The 19,732-nt window shown below is 60.3% G+C and carries 19 protein-coding genes; 13 read left to right on the top strand and 6 right to left on the bottom strand.

Going from position 1 to position 19,732, the window contains the following annotated elements:
- Positions 1-80 precede the first annotated feature (80 nt).
- From LK440_RS08765 to LK440_RS08755, 3 genes are all read left to right on the top strand, one after another.
- Positions 81-509: a BPTD_2524 family lipoprotein gene (locus LK440_RS08765; RefSeq protein WP_025341425.1), complete on the top strand. Its 429-nt coding sequence runs from the start codon at positions 81-83 to the stop codon at positions 507-509.
- Positions 510-518: 9 nt separating this feature from the next.
- The gene (locus LK440_RS08760) at positions 519-893 is read left to right on the top strand and encodes a hypothetical protein (RefSeq protein WP_005013556.1); all 375 of its coding nucleotides are present in this window, start codon (positions 519-521) and stop codon (positions 891-893) included.
- A gap of 90 nt (positions 894-983) precedes the next feature.
- Entirely contained in the window at positions 984-2,276 is a 1,293-nt protein-coding gene (locus LK440_RS08755; RefSeq protein WP_005013558.1) for an aspartate carbamoyltransferase, read from the top strand.
- 116 nt (positions 2,277-2,392) lie between these two features.
- On the opposite strand, the gene LK440_RS08750 is transcribed toward LK440_RS08755, so the two are convergent.
- Positions 2,393-3,292: a recombination-associated protein RdgC gene (locus LK440_RS08750; RefSeq protein ID WP_005013559.1), complete on the bottom strand. Its 900-nt coding sequence runs from the start codon at positions 3,290-3,292 to the stop codon at positions 2,393-2,395.
- Positions 3,293-3,443: 151 nt separating this feature from the next.
- Here LK440_RS08750 and LK440_RS08745 point away from each other — a divergent pair, with 151 nt between their 5' ends.
- Positions 3,444-3,662, top strand: a complete 219-nt coding sequence (locus tag LK440_RS08745; protein ID WP_005013561.1) for a hypothetical protein — start codon at positions 3,444-3,446, stop codon at positions 3,660-3,662.
- A gap of 473 nt (positions 3,663-4,135) precedes the next feature.
- Here LK440_RS08745 and LK440_RS08740 read toward each other — a convergent pair whose 3' ends face one another.
- The 3 genes from LK440_RS08740 to LK440_RS08730 all read right to left on the bottom strand — a co-directional run bounded on the left by LK440_RS08740 (position 4,136) and on the right by LK440_RS08730 (position 8,187).
- A complete protein-coding gene (locus tag LK440_RS08740) occupies positions 4,136-5,812 on the bottom strand; it encodes an MFS transporter (RefSeq protein ID WP_032965851.1) in 1,677 nt (558 codons plus the stop codon).
- 184 nt (positions 5,813-5,996) lie between these two features.
- Complete coding sequence (locus tag LK440_RS08735; RefSeq protein WP_100225812.1) at positions 5,997-7,376, bottom strand: sensor histidine kinase; 1,380 nt, start codon at positions 7,374-7,376, stop codon at positions 5,997-5,999.
- Between the two features lie 115 nt (positions 7,377-7,491).
- Positions 7,492-8,187, bottom strand: a complete 696-nt coding sequence (locus tag LK440_RS08730; RefSeq protein WP_005013564.1) for a response regulator transcription factor — start codon at positions 8,185-8,187, stop codon at positions 7,492-7,494.
- A 340-nt stretch (positions 8,188-8,527) separates the two neighbouring features.
- Here LK440_RS08730 and recA point away from each other — a divergent pair, with 340 nt between their 5' ends.
- Both recA and recX read left to right on the top strand, forming a co-directional pair.
- Entirely contained in the window at positions 8,528-9,589 is a 1,062-nt protein-coding gene (gene recA, locus LK440_RS08725) for a recombinase RecA (protein WP_005013565.1), read from the top strand.
- A gap of 45 nt (positions 9,590-9,634) precedes the next feature.
- On the top strand, positions 9,635-10,186 hold the full coding sequence (gene recX / locus LK440_RS08720; RefSeq protein WP_005013566.1) for a recombination regulator RecX: 552 nt from the start codon (positions 9,635-9,637) through the stop codon (positions 10,184-10,186).
- Between the two features lie 6 nt (positions 10,187-10,192).
- Here recX and LK440_RS08715 read toward each other — a convergent pair whose 3' ends face one another.
- On the bottom strand, positions 10,193-11,113 hold the full coding sequence (locus LK440_RS08715; protein WP_005013567.1) for a LysR family transcriptional regulator: 921 nt from the start codon (positions 11,111-11,113) through the stop codon (positions 10,193-10,195).
- A 139-nt stretch (positions 11,114-11,252) separates the two neighbouring features.
- Between LK440_RS08715 and metE the strand changes: the two genes are divergently transcribed.
- The gene (gene metE, locus LK440_RS08710) at positions 11,253-13,550 is read left to right on the top strand and encodes a 5-methyltetrahydropteroyltriglutamate--homocysteine S-methyltransferase (protein ID WP_005013568.1); all 2,298 of its coding nucleotides are present in this window, start codon (positions 11,253-11,255) and stop codon (positions 13,548-13,550) included.
- A gap of 55 nt (positions 13,551-13,605) precedes the next feature.
- On the opposite strand, the gene LK440_RS08705 is transcribed toward metE, so the two are convergent.
- A complete protein-coding gene (locus tag LK440_RS08705) occupies positions 13,606-14,826 on the bottom strand; it encodes an ISL3 family transposase (protein ID WP_005011985.1) in 1,221 nt (406 codons plus the stop codon).
- Between the two features lie 258 nt (positions 14,827-15,084).
- Between LK440_RS08705 and LK440_RS08700 the strand changes: the two genes are divergently transcribed.
- The 6 genes from LK440_RS08700 to LK440_RS17875 all read left to right on the top strand — a co-directional run bounded on the left by LK440_RS08700 (position 15,085) and on the right by LK440_RS17875 (position 19,732).
- Entirely contained in the window at positions 15,085-15,690 is a 606-nt protein-coding gene (locus LK440_RS08700; RefSeq protein ID WP_005013569.1) for a DUF2889 domain-containing protein, read from the top strand.
- Between the two features lie 10 nt (positions 15,691-15,700).
- Positions 15,701-16,861 carry an ADP-forming succinate--CoA ligase subunit beta gene (sucC, locus tag LK440_RS08695; RefSeq protein WP_005013570.1) on the top strand — a complete coding sequence of 387 codons (1,161 nt, stop codon included), beginning with the start codon at positions 15,701-15,703 and terminating at the stop codon, positions 16,859-16,861.
- A 21-nt stretch (positions 16,862-16,882) separates the two neighbouring features.
- Positions 16,883-17,764 carry a succinate--CoA ligase subunit alpha gene (gene sucD, locus LK440_RS08690; RefSeq protein ID WP_005013571.1) on the top strand — a complete coding sequence of 294 codons (882 nt, stop codon included), beginning with the start codon at positions 16,883-16,885 and terminating at the stop codon, positions 17,762-17,764.
- Between the two features lie 296 nt (positions 17,765-18,060).
- A complete protein-coding gene (locus LK440_RS08685; RefSeq protein WP_005013572.1) occupies positions 18,061-18,759 on the top strand; it encodes a TerC family protein in 699 nt (232 codons plus the stop codon).
- A 141-nt stretch (positions 18,760-18,900) separates the two neighbouring features.
- Positions 18,901-19,623: a TerC family protein gene (locus LK440_RS08680; protein ID WP_005013573.1), complete on the top strand. Its 723-nt coding sequence runs from the start codon at positions 18,901-18,903 to the stop codon at positions 19,621-19,623.
- On the top strand, positions 19,610-19,732 hold the full coding sequence (locus LK440_RS17875; protein ID WP_005013575.1) for a hypothetical protein: 123 nt from the start codon (positions 19,610-19,612) through the stop codon (positions 19,730-19,732). Before LK440_RS08680 ends, LK440_RS17875 begins: the two co-directional genes overlap by 14 nt.

Raw genomic sequence — 19,732 nt, 5'->3', positions numbered from 1 at the left:
AGCCCGCGGCAATGCAGTGCCTTTGCCGCGGGCTGTTGCATAATCGGGCCTTCGAGAATTTTGTGGCTGAGGTCAGTGTCATGCGCCAGTGGATGGGTTTGGCGGCGATCGCCGTCGTGTTGAGCGGTTGTGCCAGCAAGGGGTTGCAGGAGCGCGACGTCGCCGGAGTCAGCGAGACCTTCGTGGTCAATGCCGATCCGATGGCGGCCCTGCGCCGCGCCAGTGAGTATGTGCGTGTCTGCCATGAGGTGCGGGCGCATCCTTACGGAGTCGTGTATGCGGGTAAGCGGTCTGTCGGAGACCGTGGCTTGCCCAACGAGATCCTGGTGCACAAGGAAACTGAGCCTGCCAAGATCCTCGAGCGTATCAATACCCAGCCGGCCGAGTTCGCCAATCAGGCGCAGGTGACAGTCACGGTACTGGCCGAGGGTGTCTGGGATACCGCCGAAATTGCCGCGGCGCGTCGGTCCATCGAGTCTTCCACGCCTGTCTGCCGTGCGCAGCAATAGGGTGTCGCGATGAGCAATCCTGCCGTCAGCGGCGTCTTTCTGCTCCTGGGTTCGGCGGTGCGCTGGGCGGGTTGGCTAAACGGCATAGCTTGCCTGCTATTGATGTCTTTTTCGCTGGGCATCATCGGCAGCGAAGTGGCGCCAGGCGATCTATCCTGGCCGTTGGCATGTTTTCTGGCGGGTATGGCTGCGACAGGCCTGGCCTTCGTGCTGTTTGCCTGCGCCCGGATTCTTGTCGGTGGGGCGCGGCTCTGGCTGTTCTGGCCGGTCATGTTGTTGGCGCTGGTCTGCTATGGATCGAGTATTGCCGGTTTTGGCGCCGGCTGTTGGCTCAGTCTGGGCGGTGCTGTGGCTTCGTCCGACGACCAATACGCAACAACCTGAATCCGCGGGCAATTTTTTCGATGCCCCTACTTTACGCGATGGCGACCGTGGAATAATATGCGCAATGCGTATATAACCAGGGCGCTCGCCATGTCTATCTCCCAGCAAGCCTTTCTGCGCGACGCCATGCGTCGTCTCAATCTTACCCGCGATGTCTTTGCCGCACGCATTGGCGTCAAACGCCGTGCGCTGGACACCTGGTTGCTACCCGAGGGGTCGCAGGAATTTCGCGCCATGCCGGAAGTGGTTGAGCGCTTTATCAGCGAAATCGTGCAAAATCGGGATTTGCTCGAAAAATATACGCAAAGCGTACAGGGTGGCCCTTTGTGCGACCGTATCGCCCTGAACGGCAAACATCAGTTGATTTCCGTCGACCAATTTACACGCGAGTCGGTCGAGGATCTCTTTCGGGTGGCAGACATGATGCAGCCCATTGCCCGACGCCAGAAAGTATCGCGCGTCCTCGAGGGGGCGGTGCTGGGCAACCTGTTTTTTGAGGCCAGCACGCGTACCCGAGTGAGTTTCGGTTCGGCTTTTTGCCGTCTGGGCGGGTCGGTTTGTGACACCACGGGCTTTACGTTTTCGTCCATGGCCAAAGGCGAATCCATCTACGACACCAGCCGAGTGATGAGCGGCTATGTCGATGCCATGGTCATCCGGCACCCCGATAAGGGGTCGGTGGCTGAGTTTGCTGCGGCAACCAATATTCCGGTCGTCAATGGGGGCGATGGTCCCGGAGAGCACCCCAGCCAGGCATTGCTTGACCTCTACACCATTCTCACCGAGTTTTCCCGGCTGGGTAAGCTGCTCGACGGCGCGCACATCGCGATGGTGGGTGACCTCAAGTATGGGCGTACCGTGCATTCGCTGATCAAGCTGCTGTCGCTGTACAAGGGCCTGCGCTTTACGCTGATTTCTCCGCCGGGTCTGGAGATGCCCGATTACGTGCTGGAGCAGGCCGCCCGCAACGACAACGTGATCGAGCAGAAGTCCTCCCTGGCCGAGTTGGCGGGTGCGGATGTGATCTACGCCACTCGGGTGCAGAAAGAGCGTTTTGCCAATGAAGAGTCCAGCGAAGGCTACACGGCCGAGTTTCAGGTTAGCCGGGCCATTGTGGATGCCTACTGCGGGCCGGACACCATCGTCATGCATCCTTTGCCGCGCGATAGCCGCCCGGGTGCCAATGACCTGAGTGTGGATCTCAATGATGACCCTCGGCTGGCGATTTTCCGTCAGACTGACAACGGCATTCCCGTGCGGATGGCCATTTTTGCGGTTCTGCTAGGCGTGGAGGGTCTGGTGCAGCACTCCATGCGGGACGTCACCTGGCGTCACCCCTCCCACGTCGGGCCGGATGATTCGTCGTTTCATGGTTTGGACTAGTGTCCGCGACGGCCGGTATTACCCGGCCGCAGCCACGCCCTAAAACACATGGGCCCGGTATATACCGGGCGCAATCGCGTGGTGCTACTGACGTCGTAGTGGCCGCGCAGCAGGCGTTAGTCGCGCTTCTCGCCGCCGAGCGCTTCGACCAGTTCGGCAAGCATTTTTGCCAGTTCGCCGGTCATGAGCGTCATGTCGGAATCGAACTTCTCATCCTCGTTGAAGGCCGCGTTCTCGGGGTTTTCTTTCAATACGTCCAGGGGAGCGACCCATTTGATGTCCATGGATTCAGTCAGCACGAACGACACACGATCTGCCCAGGTCATGGCCAGGCGCGTGCATTGCTTGCCAGACTGAATGTGGCGACGGACATCATCGGCGTCGATGCTGTGTTTCACGTATCGGATGGCAGCACGGCTTTCTCCTGAGGCGCGTAGCTCGGTGTCCTGATCGATGGAGAAATTGGCCGGAGCCTCATCGGCGGCCAGCCAACCCGTCATGGCCGCTGCTGGTGATTGCGCCACATAGAGGTTTTCCAGAGGCAGAGGGTCGACGGTCTTGACCAGCATGCCGATGACTTCATCGGCTTTGGCCGAGGCCGCCGCATCGATCACAAGCCAATGGTTGGTCGTGTCGATCCAGACTCGCGTGTCGCGGTAGACGCTGAAGGCGCGCGGCAGCAGTTCGTCGGTGACGCGCTCCTTGATTTCCTTCATCTGTTTGCGGCCAGGCTTGTAGCCTTGCTGCTCTTCGATTTCCTGGGCGCGTGCGCGCGCGACCTGATTGACGACCGTGGTCGGCAACAGCTTTTTTTCGGCGCGCAGCGACAGCAGGATTTGCCCATTCAGGCTGTGCGCCAGGCTGGCATTCTCGCGCGGCGAGATCCAGCCCAGGCTTTGCATTTCCAGATTGTTGCCACTCTGGTAGGCGTGTCGCGCAAGGCTTTCTTCAAGCTGCTCGCCGGTCAGCATCCAGGGGGCGGACAGCCGATAGATCTTGAGATTCTTGAACCACATGGCGTCGGGCAAAAGCGTAGATTCTATACGAGGGCAGCACCCCATGGGGCCTGCCGGCAGGATTGTTTGATATGACACGCTCTGTCACTGACAGGCGCGCCGGCTTACTGTAACTTGCCGCCCATCGTCAACAACAGAAAGGGGATGGGCGATGAAACCTGCCACCATCGTAGGTGCAATTCTGATAGTCCTGGGTGCGGCTGGCCTGATCTACAAAGGCTTTAACTACAACTCCGAAGAGACAGTGCTGCAGATCGGTTCGGTCAAGGCAACCGCCGAAACCGAGAAGTCCGTGGCAATTCCGACTTGGGCGAGCGTGGCGGCGTTGGTTGTCGGCGTGCTCGTAATCGGGGCTGGCATGCGCCGCTAAGCATCTCTGGCCGTAAGCCTCATGCAGGGCTGGCGTTGCGCTGCCCTCCAGCTGGGCGAGGTCAGAAGCGATACCTGGAAAGGGCTGAGCCCGGTGCACTACCGGGCTCAGCCCTTTTAGCGTGAGCGCGATTCGATCGTGGCGTGCGGCGGCGTGCCGACCTGTTTTTTCCGGGCGGAAAAAAGACGGCCCGGCAAACGCCGGGCCGATACGGGGCACACAATACCGCGTCAAAAAGGCTCGCGGGGGACACGGCATCGGTGTCAGAGTACTGCCCTGCAACTCACGTCCAGGGGATCGTTTGTTCGCGAGGAAAGCGCAAGACCGTAATCTGAGCGCTCAGTCTACTGTCGGGGGTCTGACAACATCCTGAAAATGGCGCTCTCTCGCCCCTGGCCGAAAAAAAAGCTCCGCACGGGAGCTTTTGAAAGGCCCGACTGGCGCAGCGGTCCAGCCGGGCGGGGAACGGTGCTTCAGGTGTTGATGTCGTTGTCCTTGGTTTCGCGCACAAACAGCGTACCAATCACCAGGGTCATGGCAGCGATGATGATGGGATACCACAGGCCGTCGTAGATATTGCCCGTGGCTGCCACCACCGCGAAGGCCACCGGAGGCAGGAAACCGCCAAACCACCCGTTGCCGATGTGGTACGGCAGACTCATCGAGGTATAGCGGATGCGGGTGGGGAACATTTCGACCAACATGGCAGCGATGGGGCCATACACCATGGTCACATAGATCACCAGGATGGTCAGCAGCAGCACGACCATTACATTGTTGGTCTGTGCCGGGTCTGCCTTGGCCGGATAACCATGCGCGCGGATGGAAGTGGTCAGCGCTTTGTCCAGCTCGGCGACCTTGGCCTTGAACTCGGCCGGCGGCAGGCCTTTGCCGTCAAACGACTGGAACTCATCGTTGCCGATCTTCACGCGGGCCACAGAGCCAGCCGCAGCGGACTGATTCTCGTAGTTGACCGAGTTGCGGGCCATGAACGACTTGACCACATCGCAGGAGCTGGTAAACGACGACGTGCCCACCGGATTGAACTGGAAGGAGCACGTGGCCGGATCTGCTATCACCGTAACCGGCGCGGAGGCTTGGGCCGCGGCCAGCGCCGGATTGGCGTAGGCGGTAATGGCCTTGAAGATCGGGAAATAGGTGAGGGCAGCGATCAGGCAGCCGGCCATGATGATCGGTTTGCGGCCGATCTTGTCAGACAGCGACCCGAAGATCACGAAGAACGGGGTGGCGATCAGTAGTGCGATCGCGATCATGATGTTGGCCGTATTCGGGTCGACCTTCAGCGTTTGCGTCAGGAAGAACAGCGAATAAAACTGGCCCGTGTACCACACGACGGCTTGGCCGGCGGTCAGGCCCAGCAGCGCCAGGATCACGACCTTGAGGTTGCGCCATTGGCCGAAGGATTCGGCGATCGGCGCCTTGGAGCCCTTGCCTTCTTCCTTCATGCGCTGGAAGGTGGGCGACTCGCTCAGTTGCATCCGGATCCAGACCGATATGCCCAGCAGCACCACGGAGATCAGGAAGGGAATGCGCCAGCCCCATTCCTTGAAGGAGTCCTCTCCCATGTAGTTGCGCACGCCCAGGATGACCAGCAGCGACAGAAACAGGCCAAGGGTCGCCGTGGTCTGAATCCAGCTCGTGTAAAAGCCGCGCCGGCCATGGGGAGCATGTTCGGCCACGTACGTTGCCGCGCCCCCATATTCACCACCCAGCGCCAGGCCTTGCAGCAGACGCAGGATGATCAGGATGGCCGGAGCTGCGATGCCGATGGAAGAGTAACTGGGCAGCACGCCGACCAGAAACGTCGACAGGCCCATGATGACGATGGTGACCAGGAAGGTGTATTTGCGTCCGACCAGGTCGCCCAGGCGGCCGAACACGAGTGCGCCGAAGGGGCGTACGGCAAAGCCGGCGGCAAAGGCCAGCAGCGCGAAGATGAAGCCGGCAGTCGGGTTCACACCCGAGAAAAAATGCTGCGCAATGATGGCGGCAAGCGAGCCGTACAGATAGAAGTCATACCACTCGAACACCGTACCGAGTGACGAGGCAAAAATCACCTTGCGCTCGTCCCTGGTCATTGGGCGTGGATCCGGTTGAGGGCCGCGGCCCGGCAACGTCGTTGTGCTCATGAAGTCTCCTCGTTTTCGGCCGGTGGTAGTCCACCGTGCTCCTTGTCCCGATGCCTTGCCGGCATTGAGCATGCTCGACAAGGTAAGGAGCGAGACTGACGAGGTTCTGACGTAACCCTTACCCCAATCTTTCGTGTGTTACTAAATAAGACGCTCTCCGGGGGGCTTGCGGGCATTCCCTAGGTCAAGAGAGAGGATCCGGCGAGGTAAGTGTGGCGTACTCCTCGAACGTCACAGCGATGCGCGTGCCCGGCAATTCGGAGTGTTCGCTGGGATGACTATCGACGAGCACGCTGGCGTGGTGTTTTTGCGCGATCTCGCGAACGATGGCCAATCCCAGGCCGCTGCCGTCGGCGACCGTGCCAAGCACGCGATAGAAGCGGTCGAAGACCCGTTCGCGCTCTTCGGGCGGAATGCCGGGTCCGGAGTCCTCGACCTCGAGGACGGCCTGGCGGCCTTCGTTTTTTACCCGCAAGGTGATGTGGCCGCCACGAGGGGTGTAGCGCAAGGCATTGTCCACCAGATTGTTGATGAGTTCGCCCAGCAAAATCGGGTTTCCCAGGATTTCCACTGGCTGGTCGCAACCCTCGAAGCCCAGATCAGTTTGAATGGACAGCGCCTGGGGCACCCAATGCATGGTCTGCTCCGAGGCAATGGCGTTGAGGTCCACCCGCGACATTCCGGTCGCATCCGGTGTTTCGGCGCGCGCCATGAGCAACAATTGATTGACCAGGCGCGTTGCGCGATCTGATCCAGTCACCAACTGCCTGAGGCTGGACTGCATCTCGTCGGGACTGGCATCGCGCAGCGCCAGTTCGGCCTGGGTGCGCAGTCCGGCAAGGGGTGTTTTCAACTGATGGGCGGCGTCGGCAACGAAGCGGCGCTGAGCCTCGACATTGGACGAGAGTCGGTCGAGCAGGTCATTCATGGCCGCCACCAGCGGTGCGATCTCCGAAGGCGCGGCATGCTCGTCGATGGGAGACAGGTCATCCGGCCTGCGCGCGCGCAAGCGTTGCTGCAGCGCATTGAGTGGGGCGACCCCGCGCGAGAGCCCGAACCAGACCAGCAGCACCGCTACGGGCAGGACGACGAATTGCGGGATGATCACGCCCTTGATGATGTCGTTGGCCAGTTGAGCCCGTTTCTCCCCGGTCTCGGCCACGATAAGCAGCGGTGGCTGCGTCCCGGGAAGGTCCAGATCCACCCAGGTGTAGGCCAGGCGGATATCGAAGCCGCGCAAACTGTCGTCGGCATACAAGACCTGGCCAGGGCGCGGCTGGCCCGCCAGCGGAGGCAGGGGCAGGGCGCGGTCTCCCCCCAGATACTCGCCGCGGCTGCCCAATGCCAGCCAGAACACACTGTCCGTCTCGTCGGCACGTAGTACCTCGCGTGCCGCATCACTCATGTGCAGGACAGCCCGGCCATCTTCGGCCTGAATCTGCCGGGTGAGGACGTGCAGATTGTTGGCCAGCGTACGGTCGTAAGGGGCGTTGGCGATGTTTTGCGCCACGACATAGGTGATGGCCACGCTCATGGGCCAAAGCAGAAACAGTGGCGCCAGCATCCAGTCGAGGATTTCGCCCAGCAATGATCGTTGCGGAGGCGCGAAGCTCGGCCCTTTGGCGCCGCCGCGCAGCGCCTCCAGGGCCTCCTGATTGATCTCCGCGTGGGCGGGCGGCTCAGCTGGCGAGCGGGTAGGCCGCGGCACCCTGATCACGTTCCAGGCAATAACCCAGGCCTCGCACAGTGATGATCTTGACGCCGCTGGGCTCAAGTTTTTTGCGCAGGCGATGGACGTAGACTTCAATGGCGTTGGTGCTGACTTCCTCGCCCCATTCGCAAAGGTGGTCGACGAGCTGCGTCTTGCTCACCATACGGCCGCTGCGGGCCAGCAGAATTTCCAGCAGGCTGACCTCGCGAGCCGAAAGATCGAGAGTGTGCTCGTCCACCGTCGCCACCCGACCGGTCTGATCAAAGACAAGTCGTCCATGACGGATGACGGTGGCGCCGCCGCCCGCGCCGCGGCGGGTGAGGGCGCGCACGCGCGCTTCGAGTTCCGAGAGTGCGAAAGGCTTTGCCATGTAGTCATCCGCACCCAGGTCCAGGCCTTTGACGCGTTGTTCGACGCTGTCGGCCGCCGTCAGGATCAACACCGGTAGCACCGAATTGCGCGCCCGCAGGCGGCGCAGCACTTCAAGGCCAGTCAGCTGAGGCAGACCGAGATCGAGGATGAGCAGATCGAAGGGTTGGGCCGCCAGCGCCGAGTCGGCGGCGAGCCCGTCACGCACGGCATCCACTGCGTAGCCATTGTGGCGCAGGGAACGCGACAGGCCATCGGCCAGGATGCTGTCGTCTTCGGCAATCAGGATGCGCATGCGGTACGGCGGTAGTTGGCCGGCGTGCGCCGGCAGGCTGTTTCGAAGGGGGGGGGGCGGTGGCCCCTGCGACGCCGGGCTTGCCAGCGCTTTGCGGGTAGTGTGCCTTCCGTGTTGCGAGCCATTCTGTCACAGGCCGCAGCCCTTGCCACTCAGGGATTACGTGGAAAACTTACGCATACTGTTTGTTTATACAGTATACTCCGATGCCATAATCCGCGTTCGCACCCAATTGATCCAGCGGGGTGGCCCTTCGGGGGCCGGCCCGCAACGATTGGCACGATAGACCCGCTCGACCCGTCTGGCCGGCTCCTGCCCGGCCACACATATAGGACTCTCCATGGACGACAAAACCAGCAAGGCCGCATCGGAAAAAGCCAAGGCCCTGGCCGCAGCGCTCTCCCAGATCGAAAAGCAGTTTGGCAAGGGCTCGATCATGCGCTACGGCGACAATGAGGTCGAGCACGACATCCAGGTCGTTTCCACCGGTTCGCTGGGTCTCGACATCGCATTGGGCGTGGGTGGTCTGCCGCGGGGCCGTGTCGTAGAAATCTACGGCCCCGAATCCTCGGGCAAGACCACGCTGACACTGCAGGTCATCGCCGAAATGCAGAAGATCGGCGGCACTTGTGCCTTCGTCGATGCTGAGCACGCGCTGGATGTCCAATACGCCTCCAAGCTGGGTGTCAACCTGGCGGATCTGCTCATCTCCCAACCGGACACCGGCGAGCAAGCGCTCGAGATCACCGATGCACTGGTGCGCTCCGGTTCGGTGGATCTTATCGTTATCGATTCGGTCGCGGCTCTGGTGCCCAAGGCCGAAATCGAGGGCGAGATGGGCGACTCCTTGCCGGGTCTGCAGGCGCGCCTGATGAGCCAGGCTCTGCGCAAACTGACCGCCACTATCAAGCGCACCAATTGTATGGTGATCTTCATCAACCAGATCCGCATGAAGATCGGCGTGATGTTCGGTAACCCCGAAACCACCACCGGGGGCAATGCACTGAAGTTCTATGCTTCTGTGCGCCTGGATATCCGTCGCATTGGCTCCATCAAAAAAGGCGACGAAGTCGTCGGCAACGAAACTCGCGTCAAAGTCGTCAAAAATAAGGTGGCGCCACCGTTCAAGCAGGCCGAGTTCGACATCATGTATGGTGCCGGCATTTCGCGCGAAGGCGAGATCATCGACCTGGGCGTAGCTGCCAACGTGGTTGAAAAATCTGGTGCTTGGTACAGCTATAGCGGCAATCGCATCGGCCAGGGCAAGGACAACGTGCGCGAGTATCTCAAAGAGCACAAGGCCATGGCGATCGAGATCGAAAACAAGGTTCGCGAAAATCAAGGCATCGTCAGCCGGGCGGCAGAGTTTGCCCCCAGCGCCGAAGAACGCTCCGAAGATTGAGCACGCCAGGGGGAGTTCCCTCTGGCTCACGCTTTGCGGTGTTTCATGATCACGCGTTCTTTCGATAGCCAGCGTCAGCGTCAACAGCGCGAGAATGAATTCGAGACGCTGGCTCCGTCTGATGATACGTCAGCCCCCCGGGCGCGCCCCGATGGCCCAAGCCTGAAAGCGCGCGCGGTGGCGTACCTTTCTCGCCGCGAGCACTCTCGTGTCGAACTGGCGCGTAAGCTGCGTGCCTATGCCGAAAGTGCCGAAGAAATCGAAACCGTGCTCGACGCCCTGCAAAAAGAGGGGTGGCAGTCCAATGCGCGTTTCGCACAAAGCCTGGTCCATCGACGGGCTCCACGACAAGGCACGGCGCGCATTTTGCAAGAGTTAAGGCAAAGCGGGGTCGAGGACGCCGATGTCGCGGAGTTACGTGACGGTTTGCGCGCAACCGAATACGACCGTGCCCTCGAAGTATGGCGACGCCGCTATGGTGTCAAACCGCAGGATCGCAGTGCATATACTAAACAGGCCCGTTTTATGGCCTCGCGCGGCTTTGCCCACGACGTCATTCGCCGTCTGCTCGGCGAGGGCGATGACGAGTCGGCCTGAGCACCGTTACTGCTTGGTGCCCTTGATCCCGCTTAGCGTCTTAAAGCTGATGTCGCGCGCGATCGTCAAGAACTCATCAATGTAAGAGGCGTCGCGATCTTCGTCGCGCACCGCCGCATATAACGTGCGCCAGACACCCTGCGGGCCCAAATGCAGCAGCTTCAGGGGGGAGTGTGCGACATATTCGCTGACTGCCCAGTTGGGCAATGCCGCCACACCTCGTTGGCTGTTGACCAACTGCACAATCATGGGCGTGAGCTCGGCGCGCCGCAGGGCGGCAGGTTCGACGTCGGCGGGATCAAGAAACGCCGTAAAAATGTCCAACCGCTGGCGGTCTACCGGATAGGTGATCAATGTCTGGTCTGCCAGGTGTTCGGGCGCGACATGCCGCAAATCGGCCAGAGGGCTGTTTGCGGAAACGGCCAGCACCAGCTCGTAGCGAAACAGCGGCAGGTACTGCACGGCTTCCAGCTCCTGCGGATCTGACGTGATGACCAGATCCAGGTCGCCCCGCACGAGGGCGGGCAAGGGTGCAAATGAAAATGCCGCAGACAAATCCAATGTCACGTCCGGCCATTGAGCACGAAATACATCCAGCGTTGGCATCAGCCACTGAAAGCACGAGTGGCAGTCAATGGCCAGATGCAGTCGTCCGGTCCGCCCCGCTGCCAGCCGCATCAGGTCGCGCTCCGTCGCACGCAGCCGGGGCAGGACCTCATCGGCCAGCGCCAGTACACGCAGCCCCGCCGTTGTCAGTCGCGCGGGGCGGGTGCGGCGATTCAATAACGGCGTACCGAGCCGGGTTTCCAGGTCGCGCAGCTGGTGCGACAGCGCCGATTGCGTCAGATGCAGCCGCTCTGCAGCCTCCTGCAGGCTGCCACCGTCTCTTATGGCGGACAGGGTTTCGAGGTGGCGGATCTCAAGCATGAAGACAGGAAGATAGGCAAAACCCTATTGTATGAAAATTTCTCAAGTAATGCATGTGGAGATTGATTTTGACTCAGCTTGGTTTGTCGGGAGAATAGCGGCCTGACTTGAATTTAATTTGTCTTGGCTGGATATTCATATGACTATTACTCATAACCTGGGCTTTCCGCGGATTGGTGCCCAGCGCGAACTCAAGCGCGCCGTCGAAGCCTATTGGGCCGGCAAGCAAACGCCCGAGCAACTGCTGGCCACCGGCCGCGAACTGCGCGCCGCGCATTGGCAGCGTCAGGCCGCCAACGGGGTGAGCATGGTGCCAGTGGGTGATTTTGCGTGGTACGACCACATTCTTGAGTGGACCACGTTGCTCGGCGCGGTGCCGGCGCGCTTTGCTCAGCTTGAGTCCGAGCCTGTCAGTCTGGATACGCTGTTTCGCATGGGGCGCGGACGTGCGCCCAGTGGCAAGCCGGCGGCTGCCTGCGAAATGACCAAATGGTTCGATACCAATTACCACTACATCGTCCCAGAATTGGTTCCTGGCCAGACCTATCGCATTGCGCGGGAGTACCTGTTCGAACAGGTCAAGGAGGCACAGGCGCTGGGTCATGCTGTCAAGCCGGTCATCCCCGGTCCGCTGACCTGGCTCTACTTGGGCAAGGGCGACGCGTTCGAGGCGGGCGCAGCCGATGATGGCAAACTCACGCTGCTGACCAATCTGTTGCCTGCCTATCAAGAGGTCTTGAAACGTCTGGCGGATCTCGGCGTGGAGTGGGTTCAGGTGGACGAACCTATTCTGGTGCTGGACTTGCCCCCCGCGTGGCTGGATGCTTTCCGGCGGACTTACGCCACGCTTGCCGACAGCCCGGTCAAACTGCTGCTGGCGACCTATTTTGATGGTTTGAAAGACAATCTGGCGACGGCTGCCGCGTTGCCCGTGGCTGGCCTGCATGTGGATCTGGTGCGTGCGCCGGAGCAACTGGACGACGTCGTCAGGGCTTTACGGACGGATCAGGTCCTTTCGGCAGGCGTTATCAATGGCCGTAATATTTGGCGCACCGATCTGGACGAAACACTTGAGGTCCTGCTTCCTGTGGCTCGGCAGTTGGGCGACCGCCTCTGGTTGGCGCCGTCTTGCTCGCTGCTGCACGTGCCGGTGGACCTGGCCGCAGAGACAGAACTGGACGCCGAACTCAAGAGCTGGTTGTCCTTTGCCGCGCAAAAGTTGGAAGAACTCGATCTTCTGGGGCGTGCCCTCAGTGGCGACGCTTCCCAGCACGTCCAGGCCGGGCTGGCCGCACAACGCGCCGCGCTGGCTGCTCGCCGGGCGTCACCGCGCATCCACAATCCGGCCGTCGGCCGACGCATGGCGGGCGAGGCCCAGGTCTCTCGCGATCGTGCGCCTTTTACTCAGCGTATCGCCCAGCAGCAGGCCAGGCTCAAGCTTCCCGCTTTTCCGACCACCACCATTGGCTCCTTCCCACAGACTGCCGAAATCCGTGCGTTGCGCCGGGACTGGAAAGCCGGCGCCCTGAGCGACTCTGCCTACGAAAGCTCCATCCGCAAGGAAATCGAGGAGGTCATCCGCTTTCAGGAGAAGGTCGGCCTGGATGTGTTGGTGCATGGCGAGCCCGAACGCAACGACATGGTCGAGTATTTCGGTGAGTTGCTGGCCGGTTTCGCCTTTACCAAGAATGGCTGGGTGCAGAGTTATGGCTCGCGTTGCGTCAAACCGCCCATTATTTTTGGCGATGTCGCGCGTCCTGCTCCCATGACGGTGGGCTGGTCTTCTTACGCGCAGTCCCTGACTGACAAGCCGGTCAAGGGCATGCTGACCGGTCCGGTAACCATTCTGCAATGGTCGTTCGTCCGCGACGACCAGCCCCGCGAGGCAACCTGCCGCCAACTGGCGCTGGCGCTGCGCGACGAGGTCGTCGATCTGGAGAAGGCCGGCGTCAAGGTAATCCAGATTGACGAACCGGCCATCCGGGAGGGTTTGCCGCTGCGGCGGGCCGACTGGCAGAACTATCTGGGCTGGGCTGTGGATTGTTTCCGCCTGAGTACGGCGGGCGTAGCGGATGACACGCAGATCCACACGCACATGTGCTATTCGGAGTTCAACGACATCATCGAAGCCATTGCGGCAATGGATGCCGACGTCATCACCATCGAGACCTCGCGTTCCAATATGGAGTTGCTCAAGGCCTTCGAGGATTTCCGCTATCCCAACGATATCGGCCCGGGCGTCTACGATATCCATTCGCCTAACGTCCCCGACGTGGATTGGATGGTCGGCCTGATGGAGAAAGCCGCAAAAAGCCTTCCTAAAGAACGTCTCTGGGTCAACCCCGATTGCGGTCTGAAGACGCGGGCCTGGCCCGAAACCGAAGCGGCCCTGGTCGGAATGGTTCAGGCCGCCCGCAACCTGCGTCAGGTCGCCTGATCGGAGGCGGGCCCGCTAAACCCGCACCGGTTGGCGGTGCGGGTTTTTTCTTGGTTCATCGAGGAATACCGGGGAATGCAGACCGGATCTTGAGGAAGAAGTACTCCTGATCGCGGTAGCCGTAGGCGCGGCGCTTGATGACTTTGATGGTGTTGTTGATGCCCTCGACGATGCTGGTGTTGAGCCGGTGGCGACAGCGAGACAGAATCCCGTGCAGATAGGCTTTTAGCTTGAGCGCGAAGTGAGCCAAGGCGGCGATGCCGCTGCCCTGAGCCTGTTGCAGCCAGTGATCCCATGCCTGGCGGGCGTAGCCGGGGTGTTGGTAGAACCACAGCTGTTTGAGCTCATCGCGCATCAGATAAGCGGTGAGCAAAGGCTGGTTGGCCTGGAGCAACTCGTCCAACTTTACCGATTGGCACGGATCGAGGTTTTTGCGATTGCGCAGCAGTAGCCAGCGACTGGACTTGATCACCCGGCGGGCCGGCTTGTCGTGCCGCAACTGGTTCGCTTGGTCTACACGCACCCGGTCTATCACTTCACGGCCGTACTTGGCCACGACGTGGAACAGGTCGTAGACGATCTCGGCGTTGGGGCAGTTGGCCTGGATCTCCAGCTCATAGGCCGTCGTCATGTCGATCGCTACGGCCCGGATCTGCTGGGCAACCCCAGTTGGCAGTTGTTCGAAGAAGGCTCTGGCCGTCTCGCGCGAGCGGCCATCACCGATCCATAGCACCTGACGGCGGATCGGATCGACAACGACCGTGGCATAACGATGGCCCTTGTGTAGAGCGAACTCGTCCATCGCTAGGTAGTGGATCTGGCTCCAGTCCGGCTCTTGGATCGCCCGTCGCAGCAGGGCCTTGTCCAGCGCCTTGACCGTGTGCCAACCCAGTTGGAAGAAGCGCGCCACGGCCAGAATGTTGCTGGACTCAAGCAACTGGCTGACCGCCTCGGCCAGCCGGTCGGTCACTCGCTGGTAACGGCCCAGCCAGCTCAGCCTCTCCAGATGCGGTCCACCGCACTGCTCGCACCAGACCCGCCGACGCGGCACTACCAGCGTCACTCGCAGCGCCATTAGCGGCAGATCCCGCACCCGGCGCGTGGTCGTCTCATGCACCTGCCGACATCGGTTGCCGCAGTGCTCGCAGTGCATCGTTCGCGCTGAAGGCTTCAGGTAAATCGTGACCGTCCGGCTCTCACCTTCAGGCCACACGACCCGCTCCACCCGATAACCTTCCCACCCACCCAACCTCTCGATCGTCTTGCGGTCCAGCATGATCCCGGCCTTGATCCTTGAAAAATCAAGGATCAAGCGTAACGGCAATCAAGCACGGCTCCACGCTATTCCGCGATGAACCTTTTTCTTTGCGGTCGCCTCACTCATTGGCGGCCGGTTTTCTTTCAGTCCGCAGGTAGAGGGGCGTTCCGGGGTCAGTGTTGGTGGCGCAATCGCCCGCGCAGTCATTCAGGGCGCCTGCGTTATACTTTGATGGTTTTGCTGCCTTGCGCCAAAAAGTCGCCCGCAGGCCTACCTATGCCCTTGCCACCGCCCGATGTTTCCCGCCAGCCTCTGCATACGCGTTCCATACGCGTGCAATGCTATGGCCGTCAGGACGGTCTGTTCGATCTCGAAGCCGAGCTCATTGATGTAAAGGGCTACGATTTCCCCAAGCGAAATGGCGAAATCTTCAAAGCTGGCGACCCCATTCATCGCATGCATCTGCGTCTCACCATCGATGAAGAGTTCAACGTCGTGGCGGCTCAGGCTGTCTACGATGCGGCTCCCTACGAGGCCTCCTGTATGGCGATCGACGAGGCATATGGCGGTCTGGTTGGACTGAATCTGCTCAAAGCATTCCGGCATCGGGTCAAAGAGCGGTTTGGACGTGTGTCTGGCTGTACGCACATGACCGAGCTGTCTCAGGTCCTGCCCACGGCCGCAGTGCAGATGATGGCCAACCGCCGGCGCGAAACCGCCAACGAGGAGGGTCAGCGTCCCTTCCAACTGGATGGCTGTCATGCACTGCGCACAGACGGACCCGTTGTGCTTGAGTACTATCCCCGGTGGTATACGGGGGATAGTGCGCCAGACACGGCCGACGCGACATCCGAGTCACCTTCTTTTTCTCATTCGTCCTGACAGGTAACACATGAAAATCCACGAGTATCAAGGCAAGGAACTGCTGAAGCAATTTGGCGTACCCGTGCCGCGCGGTATTCCCGCTTTTTCCGTAGATGAGGCCGTCGCGGCTGCCGAGAAGCTGGGCGGCCCGGTCTGGGTCGTCAAGGCGCAGATTCATGCGGGTGGCCGTGGCAAGGGCGGTGGCGTCAAGCTGGCCCGCTCGCTGGACGAAGTCCGCCAACTGGCCTCGCAGATCCTGGGCATGCAACTGATCACGCATCAGACCGGCCCCCAAGGCCAGAAGGTCAACCGTCTGTACATCGAAGACGGCGCGGACATCCAGAAGGAATACTATGTGTCGCTGGTTACCGACCGCGCCACCCAGAAGGTAGCCTTGATCGCTTCGAGCGAAGGCGGCATGGACATCGAAGAGGTTGCCCATTCCACGCCCGAAAAAATCATCACCGAGTACATCGACCCGATCGTTGGCCTGACCGACGTTCAGGCCAAGAAGGTGGCTGACTCCATCGGCCTGCCGGCAGATTCGACCGCTCAGGCCGTCGACGTCTTCAAGAAGCTGTACCAGTGCTACATGGACACTGACGCTTCCCTGGTCGAAATCAACCCCCTGAACCGCGACAGCAAGGGCAACATCATCGCCCTGGACGCCAAGTTCAACTTCGACTCCAACGCCCTGTTCCGTCATCCGGAAATCGTTGCCTACCGCGACCTGGACGAAGAAGATCCGGCCGAAGTCGAGGCCTCCAAGTTTGACCTCGCCTACATCCAGCTCGACGGCAATATCGGCTGCCTGGTTAACGGCGCCGGTCTGGCCATGGCCACGATGGACACCATCAAGCTGTTCGGCGGCGAGCCGGCGAACTTCCTGGACGTCGGCGGTGGCGCCACTGCCGAGAAGGTCACGGAAGCCTTCAAGATCATGCTCAAGAACAAGGGTGTCAAGGCCATTCTGGTCAACATTTTCGGCGGCATCATGCGTTGCGATGTCATCGCCGAAGGCGTGATCACTGCTTGCCGTGCCGTCAACCTCAGCGTGCCTCTGGTTGTACGTATGAAGGGCACCAACGAAGAACTCGGCAAGAAGATGCTTGCCGAATCCGGCCTGCCCATCATCAGCGCCGACACCATGGCCGAAGCCGCGACCAAGGTCGTCGCCGCTGCCAAGTAAAAAATTGCCAAGGATTCACAAATGTCGATTCTGATCAACAAGGACACCAAAGTCATCACCCAGGGCATCACGGGCAAGACGGGCCAGTTCCACACCCGTATGTGCCGTGAGTATGCCAATGGGAAAGCCGCCTTCGTGGCCGGCGTGAACCCCAAGCGGGCTGGTGAAGACTTCGAAGGCATTCCCATCTACGCATCGGTCAAGGATGCCAAGGACGGCACCGGCGCTACCGTTTCGGTGATCTATGTGCCGCCGGCCGGCGCTGCGGCTGCCATCTGGGAGGCCGTCGAGGCCGATCTGGACCTGGTCATCTGCATCACCGAAGGCATTCCGGTGCGTGACATGCTCGAACTGAAGAACCGCATGCGCGACAAGGGCAGCAAGACGCTGCTGCTGGGCCCGAACTGCCCCGGCCTGATCACCCCTGATGAAATCAAGATCGGCATCATGCCAGGTCACATTCATCGCAAGGGCCGCATCGGCGTGGTCAGCCGCTCCGGCACCCTGACGTACGAAGCCGTCGCACAGGTCACCGAACTGGGGCTGGGCCAATCCAGTGCCGTCGGCATCGGTGGTGACCCCATCAATGGCTTGAAGCACGTCGATGTCCTGAAGCTCTTCAACGACGATTCCGACACCGATGCCGTCATCATGATTGGCGAAATTGGCGGTCCGGACGAAGTTGCCGCGGCCGAGTGGGCCAAGGACAACATGAAAAAGCCCGTGGTCGGCTTCATCGCCGGCGTCACCGCTCCTCCTGGAAAGCGCATGGGTCACGCTGGTGCGCTGATCTCCGGCGGCGCCGATACGGCCGACGCCAAGCTTGAAGTCATGGAAGCATGCGGCATCAAGACTACCCGCAATCCTTCCGAAATGGGCAAGTTGCTTAAGTCGGTGCTGTAAGCCGCTTAACCTTCCGTCCCGAAAAAATCCGCCCTTCGAGGGCGGATTTTTTTTGCCTTGGCCTGTCTGCGTCCCTGTTCTTTAAACTTCCAGACAGCTTTTTTATGTACCTGAAACGTCTGGAAAGTCAGTGGACAGGGCTTAGAAACTATAATGAAAGGTGAGGGGAGTCCTTCTCCGCAAATCCGCGCACGAAAAAAACAGCCGTCCCGGCTCGCAATCGAAAGAGACGGCAGGTGCGCTTTCGCTCTTGTATACATAACCCCACCTAGGGGATCATTCTAGGAAAGAGAGGCATGGAACTCAGTTCTGCTGCATTCTGGATCGCGCTGCTCCAGATCATTTGGGTCAATATTCTGTTGTCGGGCGATAACGCCGTGGTGATTGCACTGGCGGCTCGGTCGCTGCCCCCGCATCAGCAAAAGAAGGCCATCACGGTAGGTTCGGCCGCGGCCATCATCATGCGGATCTTGCTGACCCTCGTGGCGGCCAAGCTGTTGATGTTGCCCTGGCTCAAGTTGATCGGTGCCGTCTTGCTGGTCTACATCGGCGTCACCCTGCTGCTGCCCGAAGGGGAGGATGAGGGTGATGGCAAGCAAAATGGTGGGCTGTTCGCGGCCATTCGCACCATCATGATTGCCGACCTGGTCATGAGTTTGGATAACGTAGTGGCTGTGGCGGCGGCTGCCATGGGTGACACCACTTTGCTGGTGCTGGGCCTGGCGATCAGTATCCCGCTGGTGATTTTTGGCAGTACCCTGCTGCTCAAGGTCATCGAACGCTTTCCACTCATCGTATGGGTGGGTGCGGCTTTGCTCGGTTTCATCGCCGGGGAGCTGCTGGTGGGGGACCCCGCCTTGCAGGATTCCATCCAGCGAGTCGACACCATGCTGGGGGTGACGCAACATCAATTTGCGCTGCTTAGCGGAGCGATTGGCGCGTTGCTGGTCTTGGCAATCGGAAAGTTTTTGTCGAATCGTCAGAAAGCTGACTGAAAGCTGAACTACAATCGGGGGTTGTGCCGCTGTCTTCCGCTGCGCGGAAAGGGAGGCGGCCGCCCCTGTTGCGTTTGAGGCTTGAATTGCCCGGGGCGGCAGGCGGTGAAATACCTCTAAGAACGCCATAGGGAGCTTCAAGTGCTTGAGTTTTTTCAGACCCTCAGTTGGGCTGCTGTCTTTCAGATCATCCTGATCGACATTTTGCTGGGTGGCGATAATGCCGTCGTTATCGCCCTGGCTTGTCGCAACCTGCCCCCCAAGCAACGAATGCAAGGGATCCTGTGGGGCACGGCGGGCGCCATCTTGCTGCGCGTTGTGCTGATTGCCTTCGCCCTGACGCTGTTGAATATCCCCTTCCTGAAGATCGTCGGCGGCGTACTGTTGCTTTGGATCGGCGTCAAATTGCTGATTCCTGAAGATGACGGTCACGGCAATATCAAGGGCAGCGTGTCGGTTTGGGCAGTGGTCAAGACCATTATCGTGGCTGACTTCGTCATGAGCCTGGATAACGTCATCGCCATTGCCGGCGCTGCGCAGAACGCGCATGCCGATCACCAGATCGGCCTGGTCGTTTTCGGTCTGATCGTCAGTGTGCCTATCATCATCTGGGGTAGCACTCTGGTCCTGAAGTTGATCGACCGCTTTCCGACGGTGGTGCTGTTCGGCGCCGCCTTGTTGGGCTGGATAGCCGGTGGAATGCTGGTCACTGACGTGTTTGTGGTTAATCAAATTGGCGAACAGCTGCAGGCGGTTAAAATTACCGTCGAAGTTGTCGGTGCGCTGTTGGTCATAGTCCTGGGACGTTGGCTGGCAAGCCGCAAAAAAAACGCCTCCAAGGAATCCTCGCATGAGTCTGCGTAAGACTGAAAATCTGCAACAATCCGAATCGGGCCTCAGCCTGCTGCAAGGCCTGTTTATCCTGGCAATTATCGGCGTGGTGACCACGGTCATCGTGTCGTCATTCAACTGA

The sequence above is a fragment of the Bordetella holmesii genome (assembly GCF_020735985.1).
Lineage (GTDB): Bacteria > Pseudomonadota > Gammaproteobacteria > Burkholderiales > Burkholderiaceae_B > Bordetella > Bordetella holmesii.
Note: the sequence above shows the minus strand (reverse complement) of the source record. Positions and strands in the feature narration are given on the sequence as shown.

Bases quoted from the DNA above. Each gene is read 5' to 3' on its own strand.
- LK440_RS08740 (WP_032965851.1), bottom strand. From the start codon at position 5,812: ATGAGCACAACGACGTTGCCGGGCCGCGGCCCTCAACCGGATCCACGC.
- LK440_RS08735 (WP_100225812.1), bottom strand. From the start codon at position 7,376: ATGCTGGCGCCACTGTTTCTGCTTTGGCCCATGAGCGTGGCCATCACC.
- LK440_RS08700 (WP_005013569.1), top strand. From the start codon at position 15,085: ATGCCCTTGCCACCGCCCGATGTTTCCCGCCAGCCTCTGCATACGCGT.
- LK440_RS17875 (WP_005013575.1), top strand. From the start codon at position 19,610: ATGAGTCTGCGTAAGACTGAAAATCTGCAACAATCCGAATCGGGCCTC.
- LK440_RS08715 (WP_005013567.1), bottom strand. From the start codon at position 11,113: ATGCTTGAGATCCGCCACCTCGAAACCCTGTCCGCCATAAGAGACGGT.
- LK440_RS08750 (WP_005013559.1), bottom strand. From the start codon at position 3,292: ATGTGGTTCAAGAATCTCAAGATCTATCGGCTGTCCGCCCCCTGGATG.
- recA (WP_005013565.1), top strand. From the start codon at position 8,528: ATGGACGACAAAACCAGCAAGGCCGCATCGGAAAAAGCCAAGGCCCTG.
- recX (WP_005013566.1), top strand. From the start codon at position 9,635: ATGATCACGCGTTCTTTCGATAGCCAGCGTCAGCGTCAACAGCGCGAG.
- LK440_RS08705 (WP_005011985.1), bottom strand. From the start codon at position 14,826: ATGCTGGACCGCAAGACGATCGAGAGGTTGGGTGGGTGGGAAGGTTAT.
- metE (WP_005013568.1), top strand. From the start codon at position 11,253: ATGACTATTACTCATAACCTGGGCTTTCCGCGGATTGGTGCCCAGCGC.
- LK440_RS08765 (WP_025341425.1), top strand. From the start codon at position 81: ATGCGCCAGTGGATGGGTTTGGCGGCGATCGCCGTCGTGTTGAGCGGT.
- LK440_RS08685 (WP_005013572.1), top strand. From the start codon at position 18,061: ATGGAACTCAGTTCTGCTGCATTCTGGATCGCGCTGCTCCAGATCATT.
- LK440_RS08730 (WP_005013564.1), bottom strand. From the start codon at position 8,187: ATGCGCATCCTGATTGCCGAAGACGACAGCATCCTGGCCGATGGCCTG.
- LK440_RS08755 (WP_005013558.1), top strand. From the start codon at position 984: ATGTCTATCTCCCAGCAAGCCTTTCTGCGCGACGCCATGCGTCGTCTC.
- sucC (WP_005013570.1), top strand. From the start codon at position 15,701: ATGAAAATCCACGAGTATCAAGGCAAGGAACTGCTGAAGCAATTTGGC.
- LK440_RS08760 (WP_005013556.1), top strand. From the start codon at position 519: ATGAGCAATCCTGCCGTCAGCGGCGTCTTTCTGCTCCTGGGTTCGGCG.
- LK440_RS08745 (WP_005013561.1), top strand. From the start codon at position 3,444: ATGAAACCTGCCACCATCGTAGGTGCAATTCTGATAGTCCTGGGTGCG.
- sucD (WP_005013571.1), top strand. From the start codon at position 16,883: ATGTCGATTCTGATCAACAAGGACACCAAAGTCATCACCCAGGGCATC.